Below are 16752 nucleotides of genomic sequence, written 5' to 3'. Positions count from 1 at the left end.
CCGGAGTATGCTGTGTTTCGTTTCGGGAGCAGTTTAGGTTAGTGTTTAGGATGCACAAGGTTTTGGAAAACAAATACTACCCAACGGGTGGAGATTTTTTTTCAAACTTGCATGACCTTTTGCCTCCGTTAAGAACACGTCCAACCTTTGCTCCATGAAACGTGAACAACAGGCATACTGGCTTTCGGATAAAACAAATCGTGGAAGTAATGAGGATAGCATTGCCGAAATGGTTCAGAAAGAATTTAATGTTAATCCATACAGCAACAGGTGGTTGAAGTTTGGAGTGAAACAGCTACTCTGTGGAGCGACATCTTCAATCTCCTGTTCCCAATCATAGCCATAAGCTCTTTTACGGTAAGTAGCGGAGTAAATGCCGTAAATGTGCTTTGGCTATATTAACGCTTTGAGCCAATCTAAGCCAAGTAATTCAATCCAAAGACATATTCAAAGAGCCATTCCATCATATCTATAAGTTTGTTCGTGATGCGGATTATTCCGCTCGGTTAACAAGCAAAATAGAGTTGAAGATGGAGAAAGAAAAAGCGAACGATTTAACTCCCGAAAGAGTTGTGCAAATCTTGAAAAAGAAAGGAACAGAGGTCGATTTAGAGGAAGCAAAAACCATCTTGGAGTTTGTAAAGAAGATAGCTGACATTGCAGTTAACCAGTATCTAAGAGGAAAACTTTAACCTAATGAACAAGGAAAACTGTTGTGATGAGAAAGGCAGATTTATACATACGTGTATCGACAGACGAGCAAGCGGACAAGGGATATTCGCAACGTGACCAAGAAGATCGATTAAGAAAATATTGCGAGATAAAAGGCATTCCGGTAAGGGATGTTTACATAGAAGACCATTCGGCAAAATCTTTCAAACGTCCAGAGTGGCAGAAATATTTGTCCAACCTGCGTAAAACAAAAAACAACAAAGCGGGGTCAATAATATTATTTACCAAATGGGATAGGTTCAGTAGGAACGCAGGTGATGCGTACCAAATGATTAACCAGTTACGGACACATGGCGTTGAGCCTGTTGCGATAGAACAGCCCTTAGACCTTACCATTCCCGAAAATAAAATCATGCTTGCATTCTATCTCGCTTCACCGGAAGTTGAGAACGACAGGCGTGCATTAAATGTTTTTCACGGAATGCGTAGGGCGAAAAAAGAGGGGCGGTATATGGGAACTGCTCCTTTGGGATATGTCAATAAGATAACAGAGGGCAAAAAGAAGTTCATTGCACCCCATGATTTTGAAGCACCCATATTAAAATGGGCGTTTGAGCAAATCGTTTCCAATAACTTCAATACGGAACAGATATGGAAAATGGTTCGGGAGAAAGCCGATGGAAAAGGTCGGTTCAGCAAAAATAACTTTTGGGTAGCCGTCCGAAACCCCTTGTACTGTGGCAAAATATTCATTCCTCCCTACAAAGAGGAAAAGGGATATTTTGTCAAAGGACAGCATGAGCCATTAATCAGCGAAAAGACATTTGCGGATGTACAGGATATTCTCGATGGGAGAAAGAGGGCTGTAAAGCCTAAAATCGTGGCTATGGACAATCTACCGCTTAGAGGGTTTATTAAATGCCCTAATCCTAATTGTAATAGGATGCTCACAGGAAGTGCCTCAAAGGGCAAGATGGGCAATTACTATTACTACTATCATTGCACTTCTTCCTGCGGAGTACGGTTCAAAGCCGAAACCACCAATGAGGCTTTCTTAAAACAGTTACGGCATCTATCACCAAAAGAGGGTATGGTCGATGTTTTTATCGAAGCCTTTATAAAAGACTTCAATAACAAAACCAAAGCCCAAAACACGGAACGGGCAAATATCATAGGTGAGATTGATGCGTTGAACAAACGCTATCAAAATTCGCTTTTGAAAAATGCCGATGGAGAAATGGCAGATGACGATTTCCAAGAAGTAAAGAAATTGACCAAAGGAAAGATTGAGGTTTTGGAACGTAGATTAAACGACTTGGCAGTAGTGGGAACGGAGATAAAAGACTTGGTAGCATCCACCTTAAAAAAGGTTGCAAACATTGATAGACGCTATGAAAACGGCGATATTGAGGAAAAAAGGCTTATAGTGAGTTCGATGTTCCCTGATTTTTTGGAATTTGACGGAACACAACATCGAACTCCGAGGCTAAATTCTGCGATTGCTCTTATCTATCAGAATAACAGTAAGTTACAAGGCAAAAAAAATGGGACAAGTCTATCATTTTTAGACTTGTCCCAAGATGTGATCCCGCTGGGACTCGAACCCAGGACCCATACATTAAAAGTGTATTGCTCTACCAGCTGAGCTACGGAATCCTACTTCTTTTTTGGAAGTAACCTTCGTTGTTTGAAGTGATGCAAAGGTAGAAAAATTGTTCACTTCCACCAAATCTATTGCGCTTTATTTTTAAGATTACCTTTTAAAACACTGTTATTCAGAACAAAAAAATCACCTTAAATATTGACTGGCGCACACCATGCGATCTACGCCATTAATATCCTGCAATAATTGAACGTTCACAAACCCCTTTTTCTCCAATAAATCGACCGTTTCTTTTCCTAAATATTGATTAATTTCAAAATACAACATTCCTTCGGGACGTAAATGTTTTTTTGCCATTTGCGCTATAACATCATAAAAAAGCAAGGGTGCATGCTCCTCCACGAATAAAGCAGTATGCGGTTCAAATAGTAAAACATTACGGTGCATCTGTTCTTTTTCCTGAGGAGTAATATACGGCGGATTGCTGACCACAACATCAAATTGCAGTTCCTCTGGCATAAAAACATCCCATTCCAATACATCAGCTTCCATAAATGCTATATCGACCTCTTGGTTCAAAGCATTTTTCCGTGCTAATTGGACTGCCTCTGTTGAAATATCCATCGCGCTTATCTCCGCTTGTGGCAGATGCTTTTTTAAGGCTATGGCTATACAGCCAGAACCAGTGCCTATATCTATTACGCTAAGCGTGCTTTCCTGTCGATGTTGTTTGATAATCAAATCGACCAGTTCCTCTGTTTCTGGTCGGGGTATAAGCGTATGTTCATTGACCTGTAAATGCATACCATAAAAATCTGCCATTCCGAGAATATGTTGCAGAGGTCTGGAAGTCATGAGTTCTTCCAGAATACGGATAAATCCTCTCTCCTTGTCCTCCCCTACGACTTGATTACGATCTAAGCCAAAATAGACACTTTTTCTATGGGTAAGATGAGAATAAGTCATTAAGAAAAGCTGTTGCGCTTCCTCTTTCGGGTAGATTTCCTTTAATCCTTCCGCATATAGCTCTGCTATTTCTCCATACTTTCTCATTCCGCAAACATACGAAAGCCTATACTATTTTTGATATTGTTTTGTAAATACTAAGTTTGTACTATGACGCAGGATGAGAAGTATATGAAGCGCTGTTTGGACCTGGCTCTACTTGGGGGCAGTTCAGTGAGTCCTAACCCTATGGTGGGTGCCGTGATTGTTCATGAAGACAAAATTATAGGAGAAGGATACACCTCCCCCTATGGTGGTCCGCATGCGGAAGTAAATGCCGTAAATGATACGATACAATGCTATGGTGAAACGGAAGCCAACTGTCTTTTTCAGCAATCGACACTGTACGTTAGCCTAGAACCTTGCGCCCATTTTGGCAGAACACCGCCATGTGCAGACCTAATCGTACGGTTACGGTTCAAAAAAGTAGTAATAGGTTGTATGGATATCTTTGCAAAGGTGAATGGAGAAGGGATCCGCAAGCTAAAAGTGGCTGGGATAGATACGGTAGTAGGACTATTGGAGGAAGAATGTAAGTATATTAACCGACGTTTTTTTACCCGTATACAGCAGCAACGCCCTTATGTTATTCTTAAATGGGCTCAAACCCAAAATGGCAAATTTGCCCCAGAAGAAAACGAACAAAGATGGATCAGTAATAATGCCAGTAAGCAATTGGTCCACAAATGGCGTGCTGAAGAAGACGCTATCCTCGTCGGAACCCGAACAGCACTGGTCGATAACCCATCGTTGACCGTTAGGCTTTGGAAAGGCAAACACCCGAAACGTATCCTCATAGACCGCGATTTGTCTCTTCCCATAGATTCGGCTATATTTAGTTCGGATGCGGAAACCATTATCTTCAACGCTGTGAAAACCGATTGGCAGGGACATATAAAGTATATTGAATTGGAAAATTTTGGATTGTACCTTCCACAAAACATCCTTTATCAGCTCTATCTTATGGATGTACAGTCTATTATCATCGAAGGTGGTGCAAAAACTTTACAATCTTTCATCGATGCCAAAGTCTGGGATGAAGCGCGCATATTTATTTCTCCACAGCAATGGGAAACAGGTATAAAGGCTCCTACATTTGAAGGAACAATCTGCAGAGAAGAGAAAATTGCACAAGACAAATTGGTCGTTTATGAGCGACGTTAACAGAAATAGTTTATAACTGAAAAGAAATTTTCACTATTTTTGGCAATCAACTCGTATAACCCAATGGCAAGAAAAATATATAACGGAGAAAAAAACAATAAAGAACGCACCATGAACAAGCTGATTCAGGGTGTAGGAACGGTATTGGAAAATAGCGGATACACAGCACTTACCATTGCGAATATAGCTCGGGCTGCAGGTGTGGATAGGAAACTCGTTACTTTATATTTTGGATCGGTCGAAAATCTGATAGAGACCTATATCAAAAGGAAAGATTATTGGATTTCTCTTGAACAAGACACCGTGAAAATAGAACAAAATCTAACCACAGATGAGATAAGAGGTCTTCTAGAGGGTATGCTTCTTAACCAAATGGAGAATTTTTCCGAGAACACGGAAATGCAGAAAGCCATCCTTTGGGAAATCAGTGAGCATTCGGATATCATGTCGCATGTGGCGCAAAGTCGTGAGAAATTAAGCTCTCAGCTCTTCCCTATAGCTGATACACAATTAAAAGGAAAAGATGTGGATTTGCGCGCTATTACGAGTGTTTTAGTAGCTGGTATCTATTATCTTGTATTGCATTCCAAAGCAACTGAAAGCACATTCTGCGAAATAGATTTAAAGAGCCAAGAAGGGATGGGCCGTATTCGAGAAGCTATTAAAAAGATTCTTAAATTAACGTTATAAAATAAAAACGTGTCATTGCGAGGAGCGTAGTGACGAAGCAATCTGCGTTTTTGTTATCATCACAGATTGCTTTGTCGTCATTCTTCCTCCGCGCAATGACGATGTGACTACTTTTTAAAATTAAGCTTCGATTTCTTCTTTTCGGAATGGTGCTTCTTCATCAAATTCACCTTCCCATTTCGCAACAACGACGGTTGCCAGACAGTTTCCTATAACATTTACCGATGTACGTGCCATATCCATAAGCTCGTCTATCCCTAAAATTGCTGCAATAACAAAGGTCGGTAAACCAAATTGATCAGCTGTTGCAATCAGTACAATTAATGAGGCTCTCGGCACTGCTGCCACACCTTTAGAAGTGATCATCAATGTAAAGGCAATAAGTAATTGTTGTCCGATACTCAGCTCGATTCCCGCAGCTTGTGCCACAAATATAGATGCCAATGATAGGTAAAGTGATGTTCCATCTAAATTGAAGCTGTACCCTGTTGGGATGACAAAAGAAACAATTTTACGCGGTACTCCAAATTTTTCCATCGCACTCATCGCTTTCGGCAACGCAGCATCTGAACTGGTCGTTGCAAAGGCGATGGAAACAGGCTCTTTTACAGCACTGATAAATTGTTTGATCGGTATCTTAAGAAACAAGGCGATAGGAAGTAATACACAGCCAAGAAAAAGTATTAGAGCCAGGTACAAGCTTCCCAATAACATGAAGAGGTTTTTCAGAATATCTACCCCCAGATGCCCTACGGTATAGGCCATGGCCGCTCCTACGCCTATTGGTGCAAAAAGCATCACTAAGTTTGTAAACTTAAACATCGCTTCCGAAAGGCTCTCTGTAAAATCAACCAAAGGCTTTCTTTTCTTCTCCTCTACCAAGGCCAAACCAATACCAAAAATTACCCCAAAAATTACTATCTGGAGAACTTTGTTCTCATATACAGACTTGACGATATTTTCTGGAAAAGTATCACGAATGAAGGTATTGAATTTATAGACACCATGTACATTCTCGCTGATATGCTCCAATGCTCTCGCATCAGATTCCGTGACTGTAGATGTCTGTGGAAGTTCTTCATGAGGCATATTTGCCACATCTACTCCTACACCGGCCTTGGTAATGTTGATAACAATTAGACCAATGAAAATAGCTAAGGTAGTAGCGCTTACAAAATAAAGCATAGACTTCCATGCCATACGTCCTACTGATTTCAAATCCGAATGACCTGCAATACCAAATACCAATGTTGCAAAAAGTATCGGACCAACAATGGTTTTCACCAATTTGATAAAGCCTTGGGAAAGTGGCTGCATGGCTCGGGCGAGGTTAGGAAAGTCCAACCCTACGAAGACACCTAAAACCAAACATGTCAATATCCAAGTGGTTAGGTTTTTACGCACAATGGCGTTAAGCGTGATGGCCGCTCCCACTACCCAACGCACGCCCATCATCACGTTAGGATGCACGGCGAATAGGTTAAATTCGTAGATTAAGGTAAGTATAATGGCAATGGATACGGTAAAAAGGGTTATAAAACCAACTTGTTTTTTTAGCATGTAGTTTTGTTTTATGTTGTTGAACAAACAAAAATATAAAAATAGCTTTTTAAACCAAATCTAAAATGGAGTCAAAACGGTTGCAAAAACAGCAAAACAGGGATGACATACGTTTTAACGCATAAAAAAAGCACCAACAAAATGGGGTGCTTTTCCTTTACTGTTCATATTTACGCATTATTCTGCGTGTAGCCAAGCTTTTTTGGCTAACAATTCTTCTTCCGACTCCACGACTTCTTCGTCTTCCACACAACAATCTACCGGACATACGGCAGCACATTGCGGCTCATCGTGAAAACCAACACATTCCGTACATTTGTCCGAAACAATATAGTACACCTCGTCAGAAATAGCTTCCTGCGAAGCGGCTGCATCCAATGTCACGCCATCACCAAAATCAATAACTCCATCTAAGGCTGTACCGTCAGAAAATTTCCAAGGCACCCCTGCATCATATATTGCATTATTTGGGCATTCTGGTTCGCATGCCCCACAATTTATACACTCGTCAGTAATTTTAATTGCCATTTATAACCTCACAATTATATAAAATAAACTAATTTTGTCCAATCGTAACGACCACTGAAAATAATCTATACAAATTCAGTAGTTATTTTTCGATGAACAAAGATACAGTAAAAAAATATCAGAATAATTCTAAATAGTAAGATTTTGACAAAGAAACAACGAATAGCTGCTTTTGTGGCGTTGGGCGAGTTTTTACAGCAGGATTCCACCGAGTTAAACGAAATGCTCCACCGAGCTTCCATCCAAAATCCATGGTATACTCCCGCAAATACGACAAAACAAATCCAGTCTATCGCCCAAAACTTAACGGAGGAAAAGCTAAACAATTGGTTATCTGCTTATCCGGATTTGGATACTGAAAAAACAGTTGGTCTGATATTGGCAGGAAATATCCCGCTGGTTGGATTTCATGATTTGCTTACGGTGCTTATTTCGGGGTTCACTGCGCAGATAAAAGTATCCTCTGATGATGCCGGATTAACCAATTTTCTTGTCAAAAAGCTGCTACATATCGCCCCCTCCTTTCAACACAAGATACAGATTGCTGAGCGTTTACAAGACTTTGACCTTATTATCGCCACAGGGAGTGACAACAGCTCGCGGTATTTTGAATATTATTTTGGAAAAAAACCGCACATCATCCGCAAAAACCGTAATTCTGCAGCAGTATTGGATGGCAAGGAAACCAAAGAAGCTCTTAAAGGACTGGGACATGATATTTTTGATTATTTCGGATTGGGTTGCCGTTCGGTTTCTAAGCTTTATATCCCAAAAGGTTATGATATAGCGCAATTCTTTGAGGGCATAGAAGACTTTAAAGATATCAAAGACCATTACAAATATGCCAACAACTATGACTACAACAAATCCATTTACCTCATCAATGGTGATAAGCATTACGACAATGGTTTTCTATTGCTGAAAGAAGACGGCCGATTAACTTCACCATTGGCTACTGTGTTCTATGAAGAATACGAAGATATAGCGACTATTATGGCTTCTCTGAATGCACAGCAGGATAAAATTCAATGTTTGGTAAGTGAGGTGGCAATAGAAACGCATATTCCTACGTTTCCTTTAGGACAGAGCCAATGTCCGGCTTTGACAGATTATGCAGATGGGGTAAATACCTTGGATTTCCTTTTCGCTAATGCTTAAAGTTTATCAGGGAAAACGGCGAAGGTTTGATAAAAAATTCTAACTTTGTTGGATATGTATGTTATAAAAGTAAAGGGCGTAGCAAAGATTCCAGATTATGTACAGTTACGGGATGATGCTTTCACCTTATTAGCATATTTTAGGGTCGATCGGCCCGATAAATCGCTGGAGAAGATCGGCTTGGGCGATAAAGCATCCTATATTATGGAGGTGGTTAAAGAAATGCCTTTCGGGCAGATAAAAAAAATTGATGTATAAAACGTATCATGGCAGAAAATACAGTTATAAAGCTTAAAAACGTAGATATTTACCAACAAAAGCACTTGGTGCTTTCTCATGTAAACCTGGACATACAACAAGGTGAATTCATCTATCTGATTGGTCAGTCTGGAACCGGAAAAAGTAGTTTATTGAAAATAATTTATGGCGATTTGTACATCACCAGTGGTGAAGGTATGGTTGCTGGTTTCGATCTTAAAAAACTTCATGAAAACGATGTTCCCTTCTTACGTAGAAAATTGGGAATTGTCTTTCAGGATTTCCACCTGCTGAATGACAGAACTGTAGAAAAAAACTTGGAATTTGCATTAAAAGCTACTGGTTGGAAAGACCGTGGTCTTATCGAAAACCGAATGTTGGATGTGTTGGAGAAAGTGGGATTACGCTCTAAGCTCCGGAAAATGCCACATGAGCTATCGGGTGGAGAGCAACAGCGTGTGGTCATCGCACGTGCGCTGTTAAACAATCCAGAAATCATTCTTGCCGATGAACCTACCGGCAACCTTGACCCGGCGACTTCGGAAGAAATAGTGCTGTTATTGCGTGATATCGCTGCATCAGGTACTGCTGTGTTGATGGCTACTCACGATTATCAGATTATCCGCAATATGCCTGCCCGTATCATTAAGACAGCGGACACGGCGTTATATGACAATGTATCTATATAAATTATTGTTTGGCATCCGAAGATTAGAGAACATCGGATGTCAAACAATAACTTTCCAAACTGACAGAACAACCTTTTACCGTCATTATGTTAGTAAGCCTTTGGTTTAAACTGACAGGCTGTCCGATTTCGGATGGTTGGCAATATAATTGTTCCTGCAGACAGAAGAGTTAGAATTACACGAAATTGATATGATGAACGAACAGGAAAATAACAATATCCAAGAGGAGAATATAGAGAATCAAGAGCAACCAACTACAGAGGAGAACGTATCTGCTGAAGATAAATTACAGGAAGAGCTGGCTCTTGTACAAGATAGATATGCACGCTTATTTGCTGAATTCGATAATTACAAGAAGCGTACAGCACGTGAAAAAGTAGAGCTTATCCAGTCAGCAAGCAAAGATGTATTGACGAAACTATTGCCTGTATTGGATGATTTCGACAGAGCAATGGCAGCAATGGAAACGGCCCAGGATGTTGTTGCTGTAAAAGAAGGCCTTGACTTGGTTAGCCAGAAGTTCCGTAAAACCTTAATACATGAAGGATTGAAAGAAATGGAAAACCTTATCGGTCAGCCTTTCGATGCGGAATATCAGGAAGCTATAACAGCTATCCCCGCTCCTACAGAAGATATGAAGAATAAAGTTATCGATGTCGTGGAAAAAGGATACTTTTTGAATGATAAAGTTATCCGTTTTGCAAAAGTGGTTATAGGTCAATAAGAAAATGGCAAAGAGAGATTATTACGACATATTAGGTGTATCCAAAAATGCGGATGCCGCTGAGATCAAATCGGCTTATAGGAAATTAGCGATTAAATATCACCCAGATAAAAATCCAGGAGATAATGAAGCCGAAGAGATGTTCAAAGAGGCTGCAGAAGCGTATGAAGTCCTGAGCGATCCAGAGAAACGTCAGCGCTACGACCAATTCGGTCATGCAGGTAATTCTGCGTCCGGTTTCGGTGGAGGCGGTATGAATATGGACGATATATTCAGCCAATTTGGTGATATCTTTGGCGGAGGAGGAAATCCATTTGAAAGCTTCTTTGGTGGAGGTTCACGTGGTGGAGGTCGTCGTACCCCTCGCGGAACCAACTTGCGTATTAAGGTCAAGTTAACCTTAGAAGAGGTTGCGAAAGGTGTTGAGAAAAAAGTAAAAGTCAATAAATTAGTTTCTTGCCATACATGTAATGGCACCGGAGCCAAAGATAAATCATCCTATCATACCTGTAACACTTGTGGAGGTTCGGGATCTGTTCGTCGCGTAACGAACACCATCTTGGGGCAAATGCAGACGACTAGCACCTGTCCTACTTGTAACGGTGAGGGTGTAGAAATCACCTCCAAATGTACAACCTGTAAAGGAGAAGGATTGGAAAGAGGTGAAGAAACCATTACTATCAACATTCCAGCAGGTGTTAGTGAAGGTATGCAACTATCTATGAGTGGCAAAGGAAATGCTGCTGCACGTGGAGGTGTACCAGGCGATTTAATAATTCTGATTGAGGAAGTACCACACGAGACATTGAAACGTGATGGGATCAATGTTATTTATGATCTTTACATCAACTTTGCCGATGCGGCCTTAGGTACAAGTGTAGAAGTGCCTACGATTGATGGCAAAGCGAAGATAAAAATCGATGCCGGAACACAAGGCGGTAAAATATTGCGTCTGAAAGGTAAAGGTATTCCAGAAGTGAATTCCTATCACAAAGGCGATCAATTGGTTTACGTCAATATCTGGACCCCGAAAGTAGTTTCTTCTGAAGAGCGAAGCATTTTGGAAAAATTTAAAACTTCTGCGAACTTTAAGCCACAACCGGGCAAAAGCGAAAAATCATTCTTTGAACGTATCAAAGAATACTTTGAATAAATAAAATCTATTTTTTTGAGCAGCCCCAGAATGAAAATTCTGGGGTTTTCTTTTTTATTGGATTATTCCTCTCCTATCAAACCAAATTCATCTAACATTGTTATTAGCAATAATTTGTAACGATTTATTCACCTCTAAAAATTAAATCCTATGAGTACAGAAAATTTGAACAATCAGGAAGCCATTGAAAAGGTTAAAGAAATGGTTGATAAAATTGACATCAGTATGATGTGCTCTTTTACTTCAGAAAGTGATTATCCGCATGCAGTTCCGATGAGTAGACAGGAAGTGGACGATGGAGGAAATATCTGGTTTTTGTTTTCCTCGGAAAGTGAAACCTATCGTAACCTCCAGAAAAATAATAAGGTTAGTTTGTTGTATGCCCACGTGGGCGATTACAATTTTCTAAGTGTCAATGGAACCGCTGTTATCTCACAAGACCAGGAACGGATTGACAAATACTGGAACAAAATGATTGAAGCATGGTTCGAAAAAGGCAAAAAAGATTCACGAATCCGTGTGTTGAAAGTAACCCCCACTGACGCTTACTATTGGGATAACAAATCCAATAAACTGGTTACGCTGATGAAAATTGTAGCAAGCGCGGTGTCAGGACAACAGTTGGATATTGGCAGAGAGGGCGAGCTTAATTTATAGCGTTCTTATTTAAACTTGCGACATAATATTTCACTTATTCATAACTTTTAAAATACAGCTATGAAAAATCAGAAAAAAAATAAAGCAACACATATAGATAAATATTTGGTGGATAACACTAACAAAGTGATGACCACTAATGATGGCGTACCAGTGTATGACAATAACAATACGCTTAAAGCCGGAGATAGAGGGCCTTCTCTACAACAAGATCATATTTTCTTTGATAAGCTAATGCACTTTGACCGTGAGCGTATTCCCGAAAGAGTTGTTCATGCCAGAGGTTCGGGAGCACATGGTGTCTTTGAGGCAACGGCCGATATGTCCAAATACACAACTGCAGCCTTTCTTAAGAAAGGAACGATTACACCTGTATTTACAAGATTTTCTACCGTTGCAGGCTTTAAAGGTTCAACTGATCTGGCAAGGGATGTACGTGGTTTCTCAGTAAAATTCTATACCGAAGAGGGTAACTATGATCTTGTAGGTAACAATATTCCGGTATTCTTCATTCAGGATGCAATGAATTTCCCAGATTTGGTACACGCAGTAAAGCCAGAACCAAACAATGAGATGCCTCAAGCGGCTTCTGCACACGACACCTTTTGGGATTTCATCTCGCTGATGCCCGAGTCTGCGCACATGGTAATGTGGGCAATGTCAGACAGGGCAATCCCGAGGAGTCTGAGGATGATGGAAGGCTTCGGCGTGCATACGTTTAAATTCGTGAATGCAAAAGGAAAAGGTACTTTTGTAAAATTTCACTGGAAACCAAGATTGGGTGTTCATTCTGTAGCTTGGAACGAAGCGCAAAAAATTTCGGGCTTTGATGCTGATTTTCATCGTAGAGATTTATGGGAAGCCATTGAAAATGGTGATTTCCCACAATGGGATTTAGGTGTACAACTTATCGCTGAAGAGGATGAGATGAAGTTTTCATTCGATATACTTGACCCGACCAAGATTATTCCCGAAGAATTGGTTCCTGTTCAGTTGATCGGAACGATGACACTTAACCGTAATCCTGAAAACTTTTTTGCCGAAACAGAACAATCTGCTTTCGATCCGGGAAGATTAGTTCCCGGCATTGACTTTTCGGACGACCCTCTGCTGCAAGGAAGAATTTTCTCATATATGGATACGCAGAATTATCGATTAGGAGGTCCTAACTTCCACGAACTGCCTATCAACCGTCCTATCAATAGCAAGCACAACAATCAAAAAGACGGTTTTTCAAGAATGGATATTAACAAAGGAGCGGTCAGCTACTTCCCCAACAGCAAAGCCGAAGGCTGTCCATACCATGCAATGCTGAAAGGCGAAACAGGTTTTCAGTCGCACAGACAACCGATAGAAGCATCGAAAGTAAGGGCGCGTTCCACTTCTTTTGCCGATCATTTTACGCAGGCAAGATTATTCTTTAATTCACAAAGTCCCGAAGAACAGGAGCATATTATCAATGCTTATAGTTTTGAGCTTTCAAAAGTCAATGATGTGGATATACGCAAACGCGAATTAGCAATTTTAAATCAGATTGATAAAACACTTGCCAAGAAAGTGGGGAATAATTTGGGGTTAGTACCACCGAAAGAATTAGATGCCTTGACTATAAAATTTGCCCGCCATAATCATCCCAAATATCCAATCAAACCACAAAAGCCCGAAGTGGAAACATCTGCTGCTTTGAGTATGAAGGTGAAAGCTGGGGAAGGTACAATTAAAAGTCGTAAAGTGGCATTTCTAGTTGATGAAGGTGTGAGCAAAGTATCTGTGGATAAGATGAAAAAGCAATTGGAAAAAGAGGGCGCCCAGATTGTGCTGATTGCTTCGCATGTTGGAAAAATAATGTACAAAGAAGGGGGAGAAACAGAAATCCAACATTCTTATCTTACTGAAGCATCGGTTTGTTATGATGCGTTCTACACACCTGATGGAGATTCTGTACAGAAGCTTTCAGACAATTCAGATTATCTGCAATTTATAAATGAAGGCTACCGACATTGCAAAGCCTTGTCATTTGCTAAGGGAGCAGAAGAATTAGCCAAAAAATCCTTTATCGAAAAAGATGCAGGTGTTATATTTGAAAGTTCAGATAATTTAGTGAAAGATTTTATTCATGTAATGAAAGGACACCGTGTATGGGAACGTGAAAAGCCAAGAAAAGTACCGGCATAATTGAAAGACTTTCTTCCTTCCAACCCAATTTATCGGGTTGGAAGGAAAAGAAAATTAGCGAAGAAACAAAAATTTTACAAAAATCATAACGCTATGGACATAAAATCAAATGAGCCATTTTGGCTAATCAAAAACGGTTTAATACAGTCCTTCCCTTCACTGAAAGAAGATACGGAATGCGAGGTTTTAATAGTGGGAGGAGGTATTACAGGATCATTGATAGCACATCAGTGCATTCAGGACGGATACAAAACTATTCTGATTGACAAGCGTGAAATCTCAAACGGTAGTTCATCTGCCACGACGTCTATGTTGCAGTACGAGATTGATACGCCTTTGCACGAATTGATAGAGATGGTCGGAGAAAAAGGAGCTGTGGCGAGTTATCACGCTTGTTCCAAAGCCATAGACGATTTGGGTGAAGTAGCCAGAAAGATTAAATCCAAAGCTGGCTTTCGCAAAAAAGACTCGCTGTATTTTTCGGCATACAAAAAAGATGTGGACGGATTGAAAAAAGAATTTGAAGCGCGAAAAAAAGCAGGCTTTGACGTAAAATGGCTCGAAGCCGATGAAATCGAAAAGAAATACGGTGTGCAGAAAACCTACGGAGGCATCCTTTCCAAACAGGGAGCCAGTGTGGACGCGTTTATGCTCGTACACGAAATTCTAGTCTATAACCAAAAGAAAGGATTGCAGATATACGACCGCACCGAGCTTACGGACGTGCAATATAATCCTCGACACAACCTTGTAACCCTGAGTAGAGGTGCGACTCTCAAATGCAAAAAGATTGTGTATTGTGTGGGTTACGAGAGCGACACTATGATAAAGGAGAAGTTCGTTGACCTTATCAGCACTTATGCGATTGTTTCGGAAGTAATGCTTGAGCAGAGCAGGAAATACAAAGACATTCTGATTTGGAATACAGCAGATCCTTACATCTATCTTCGCACTACCGATGATGGGCGAATGCTTATTGGCGGCGAAGACGAGGAGTTCCGAAACCCACAAAAACGAGATGCCTTAATTAACAAAAAGGAACAGAAACTCGTCAAATCGTTTGAGAAATATCTGCCTCACGTTCCGTTTCAACCCGATTTTGCTTGGGCAGGAACTTTTGGAGAAACTAAAGACGGACTGCCTTATATTGGCGAACATAAGGATTTTAAAAACTCGTATTTCGTCTGTGGTTTCGGAGGCAATGGCATTACCTTTTCCGTAACGGGAATGGAAATGGTTTCGCTCTGGCTGAAAGGCAAAAAGCATTTACTAAGTGAGTGGTTTAGGTTTGGGAGATAAGGAATAACTTTTTATTCTTATACTAAAGAAAAATTTAACCATTTAAACATACAACTATTAATAAGAGTACGCTCTTGGGAGATAACCCTTGGGTGTGGTAGCTATAGATAAAACTCTTTTAAGAATTATTCACTACATCTTCCCTATTATCACTTTCTTCGTTCTTGCCCTCTTCGATAAGCTCGTTTACTTCCTGCATCTCTCCTGCCTCAAGGTGTTCTATCTGTTCTTCTTGCTCTTCGGAATGGCAGTCTATATGAAAAGTACATCCTATGGGAAAATGATCAGAACCTACAGATGGATAGATAAAAAGTCTGTCAATGAAAACCTCGGGACTATGGAACAGTAAATCTAGTGGCACGCGAAAAAACCAATATTTAGCATGAAAAGTAGATAGAATACCTCGACCAATACGCGCATCGATAAGTCTACTGGTCTTCCTAAATAATACAGAGGATCTTGCCCAAGCCACATTATTAAAATCTCCGGTAATAACTACAGGTAATTTATAATCCCTAACCCGTTTAGCAACACTGAGTAAGTCTCCATCCCTTTCTTTGGAGTTGTCCTCTTCTGTAGGGCTTGGCGGCGGCGGATGTACACAAAAAAACACGAAGCGATGTCCGTCACGAGTTTCAAGTTCAGCTTCTATACTAGGGAGGTCTTCAGCTACAAAATAATGCGTCTGTACCTTGTGCACTTTTAATTTTGTATAAAAGTGCATGCCGTAAGTATTTTCCAAGGTGACTTTTTCAAAATTAGGATACTCCTTTTCCAAGACACGCATTGCTTGCTCCCAATCGCTGTTGCTTTCCATAGTAAGGAAAATATCAGGTTGTTCTTTTTGAATCAAATTCACAAAGCGTTGATATTCTGTATTGAATTGATAAATATTGCAAGAAATAATTTTGATTTTGTCCGAAGCATTTCCTCTTTGTTCAAACGTCGTTGTCCGCCAGAATTTAGTATAACGCATCAGAATAATTGCGTGGTAAACTATCAATGCTGCCTGTATAGGCTGGATTATCCAGAAACATTGGGTATCTTTCATATAAAAGAATGCAGCAATAAACACAATAACCTGCAATACAAAAATCTGCAATTTCAAAAATTCGGGCACACGAAATATCCAATGTTGGTTTTGTACGAACGGTAATAGACTTAGTAAAATTAAAAGAATAGAGAGGATAAGAATAATTGTAGCCATAGTACATTATTTGTTTGGTAGCATACGGGAAAATGGTATGAGCACTAATTCTTTATGTTAAAGTTACAAAACATTTTTGACTTTTTTCTTCCTATTGTTGTAACAGATAAGCTGTATATATAAGGATTTTAGGGAATAAGGAATGTTTTGGCTATGTTTGCGGTTTTGGGCAAAGAAATCTAAGGAGCAATATATCTCATTTTATGAAAA

16 protein-coding genes, 1 tRNA gene and 1 pseudogene are annotated in these 16752 nt (G+C 40.0%); 13 read left to right on the top strand and 5 right to left on the bottom strand.

Features of this window, described 5'->3' with window-relative positions; genetic code table 11:
* Positions 1–154: 154 nt before the first annotated feature.
* The 3 genes and pseudogenes from BM375_RS03975 to BM375_RS17425 form a co-directional block, all read left to right on the top strand.
* Positions 155–340, top strand: a complete 186-nt coding sequence (locus BM375_RS03975; RefSeq protein ID WP_093363869.1) for a hypothetical protein — start codon at positions 155–157, stop codon at positions 338–340.
* A gap of 190 nt (positions 341–530) precedes the next feature.
* Positions 531–692 (top strand): hypothetical protein, encoded by a 162-nt coding sequence (locus BM375_RS17150; protein ID WP_170292239.1) that lies wholly within the window; start codon positions 531–533, stop codon positions 690–692.
* Between the two features lie 26 nt (positions 693–718).
* A pseudogene (locus BM375_RS17425) lies at positions 719–1468 on the top strand (recombinase family protein); the annotation flags it as partial.
* A gap of 787 nt (positions 1469–2255) precedes the next feature.
* Here BM375_RS17425 and BM375_RS03965 read toward each other — a convergent pair.
* Positions 2256–2328, bottom strand: a tRNA-Lys gene (locus tag BM375_RS03965).
* Between the two features lie 133 nt (positions 2329–2461).
* Positions 2462–3328: a peptide chain release factor N(5)-glutamine methyltransferase gene (gene prmC, locus BM375_RS03960; RefSeq protein WP_093363868.1), complete on the bottom strand. Its 867-nt coding sequence runs from the start codon at positions 3326–3328 to the stop codon at positions 2462–2464.
* A gap of 63 nt (positions 3329–3391) precedes the next feature.
* Between prmC and ribD the strand changes: the two genes are divergently transcribed.
* Both ribD and BM375_RS03950 read left to right on the top strand, forming a co-directional pair.
* Positions 3392–4444, top strand: coding sequence for a bifunctional diaminohydroxyphosphoribosylaminopyrimidine deaminase/5-amino-6-(5-phosphoribosylamino)uracil reductase RibD (ribD, locus tag BM375_RS03955; protein WP_093363867.1), 1053 nt, complete (start codon positions 3392–3394; stop codon positions 4442–4444).
* A 63-nt stretch (positions 4445–4507) separates the two neighbouring features.
* Entirely contained in the window at positions 4508–5134 is a 627-nt protein-coding gene (locus tag BM375_RS03950) for a TetR/AcrR family transcriptional regulator (protein WP_093363866.1), read from the top strand.
* Positions 5135–5254: 120 nt separating this feature from the next.
* On the opposite strand, the gene BM375_RS03945 is transcribed toward BM375_RS03950, so the two are convergent.
* Together BM375_RS03945 and BM375_RS03940 are read right to left on the bottom strand one after the other, a co-directional pair.
* Positions 5255–6694, bottom strand: a complete 1440-nt coding sequence (locus BM375_RS03945; RefSeq protein ID WP_093363865.1) for a dicarboxylate/amino acid:cation symporter — start codon at positions 6692–6694, stop codon at positions 5255–5257.
* Between the two features lie 177 nt (positions 6695–6871).
* Positions 6872–7222, bottom strand: coding sequence for a 4Fe-4S dicluster domain-containing protein (locus tag BM375_RS03940; RefSeq protein WP_093363864.1), 351 nt, complete (start codon positions 7220–7222; stop codon positions 6872–6874).
* 144 nt (positions 7223–7366) lie between these two features.
* Between BM375_RS03940 and BM375_RS03935 the strand changes: the two genes are divergently transcribed.
* From BM375_RS03935 to BM375_RS03900, 8 genes are all read left to right on the top strand, one after another.
* Complete coding sequence (locus tag BM375_RS03935; RefSeq protein ID WP_093363863.1) at positions 7367–8380, top strand: acyl-CoA reductase; 1014 nt, start codon at positions 7367–7369, stop codon at positions 8378–8380.
* Positions 8381–8434: 54 nt separating this feature from the next.
* Positions 8435–8638 (top strand): fructose-6-phosphate aldolase, encoded by a 204-nt coding sequence (locus BM375_RS03930; protein WP_093363862.1) that lies wholly within the window; start codon positions 8435–8437, stop codon positions 8636–8638.
* A gap of 8 nt (positions 8639–8646) precedes the next feature.
* On the top strand, positions 8647–9327 hold the full coding sequence (locus BM375_RS03925) for a cell division ATP-binding protein FtsE (protein ID WP_093363861.1): 681 nt from the start codon (positions 8647–8649) through the stop codon (positions 9325–9327).
* 190 nt (positions 9328–9517) lie between these two features.
* Entirely contained in the window at positions 9518–10051 is a 534-nt protein-coding gene (locus BM375_RS03920; protein WP_317614812.1) for a nucleotide exchange factor GrpE, read from the top strand.
* A gap of 4 nt (positions 10052–10055) precedes the next feature.
* Complete coding sequence (gene dnaJ, locus BM375_RS03915) at positions 10056–11204, top strand: molecular chaperone DnaJ (protein WP_093363860.1); 1149 nt, start codon at positions 10056–10058, stop codon at positions 11202–11204.
* A gap of 150 nt (positions 11205–11354) precedes the next feature.
* Positions 11355–11861 (top strand): pyridoxamine 5'-phosphate oxidase family protein, encoded by a 507-nt coding sequence (locus BM375_RS03910; protein WP_093363859.1) that lies wholly within the window; start codon positions 11355–11357, stop codon positions 11859–11861.
* A 60-nt stretch (positions 11862–11921) separates the two neighbouring features.
* Positions 11922–14036, top strand: a complete 2115-nt coding sequence (locus BM375_RS03905; RefSeq protein ID WP_093363858.1) for a catalase — start codon at positions 11922–11924, stop codon at positions 14034–14036.
* A 93-nt stretch (positions 14037–14129) separates the two neighbouring features.
* Entirely contained in the window at positions 14130–15335 is a 1206-nt protein-coding gene (locus BM375_RS03900; RefSeq protein WP_093363857.1) for an NAD(P)/FAD-dependent oxidoreductase, read from the top strand.
* Positions 15336–15453: 118 nt separating this feature from the next.
* On the opposite strand, the gene BM375_RS03895 is transcribed toward BM375_RS03900, so the two are convergent.
* The gene (locus tag BM375_RS03895; protein ID WP_093363856.1) at positions 15454–16542 is read right to left on the bottom strand and encodes an endonuclease/exonuclease/phosphatase family protein; all 1089 of its coding nucleotides are present in this window, start codon (positions 16540–16542) and stop codon (positions 15454–15456) included.
* Between the last annotated feature and the right edge of the window lie 210 nt (positions 16543–16752).

The organism is Sphingobacterium wenxiniae (assembly GCF_900116225.1).
GTDB classification, from domain to species: Bacteria; Bacteroidota; Bacteroidia; order Sphingobacteriales; family Sphingobacteriaceae; genus Sphingobacterium; species Sphingobacterium wenxiniae.
This window is presented reverse-complemented; position numbering and strand designations above follow the sequence as displayed.

What these genes read in the sequence shown, in the direction of transcription:
- BM375_RS03975 (WP_093363869.1), top strand. Translation starts at nt 155, where the DNA reads ATGAAACGTGAACAACAGGCATACTGGCTTTCGGATAAAACAAATCGT.
- BM375_RS17150 (WP_170292239.1), top strand. Translation starts at nt 531, where the DNA reads ATGGAGAAAGAAAAAGCGAACGATTTAACTCCCGAAAGAGTTGTGCAA.
- prmC (WP_093363868.1), bottom strand. Translation starts at nt 3,328, where the DNA reads ATGAGAAAGTATGGAGAAATAGCAGAGCTATATGCGGAAGGATTAAAG.
- ribD (WP_093363867.1), top strand. Translation starts at nt 3,392, where the DNA reads ATGACGCAGGATGAGAAGTATATGAAGCGCTGTTTGGACCTGGCTCTA.
- BM375_RS03950 (WP_093363866.1), top strand. Translation starts at nt 4,508, where the DNA reads ATGGCAAGAAAAATATATAACGGAGAAAAAAACAATAAAGAACGCACC.
- BM375_RS03945 (WP_093363865.1), bottom strand. Translation starts at nt 6,694, where the DNA reads ATGCTAAAAAAACAAGTTGGTTTTATAACCCTTTTTACCGTATCCATT.
- BM375_RS03940 (WP_093363864.1), bottom strand. Translation starts at nt 7,222, where the DNA reads ATGGCAATTAAAATTACTGACGAGTGTATAAATTGTGGGGCATGCGAA.
- BM375_RS03930 (WP_093363862.1), top strand. Translation starts at nt 8,435, where the DNA reads ATGTATGTTATAAAAGTAAAGGGCGTAGCAAAGATTCCAGATTATGTA.
- BM375_RS03925 (WP_093363861.1), top strand. Translation starts at nt 8,647, where the DNA reads ATGGCAGAAAATACAGTTATAAAGCTTAAAAACGTAGATATTTACCAA.
- BM375_RS03920 (WP_317614812.1), top strand. Translation starts at nt 9,518, where the DNA reads ATGATGAACGAACAGGAAAATAACAATATCCAAGAGGAGAATATAGAG.
- dnaJ (WP_093363860.1), top strand. Translation starts at nt 10,056, where the DNA reads ATGGCAAAGAGAGATTATTACGACATATTAGGTGTATCCAAAAATGCG.
- BM375_RS03910 (WP_093363859.1), top strand. Translation starts at nt 11,355, where the DNA reads ATGAGTACAGAAAATTTGAACAATCAGGAAGCCATTGAAAAGGTTAAA.
- BM375_RS03905 (WP_093363858.1), top strand. Translation starts at nt 11,922, where the DNA reads ATGAAAAATCAGAAAAAAAATAAAGCAACACATATAGATAAATATTTG.
- BM375_RS03900 (WP_093363857.1), top strand. Translation starts at nt 14,130, where the DNA reads ATGGACATAAAATCAAATGAGCCATTTTGGCTAATCAAAAACGGTTTA.
- BM375_RS03895 (WP_093363856.1), bottom strand. Translation starts at nt 16,542, where the DNA reads ATGGCTACAATTATTCTTATCCTCTCTATTCTTTTAATTTTACTAAGT.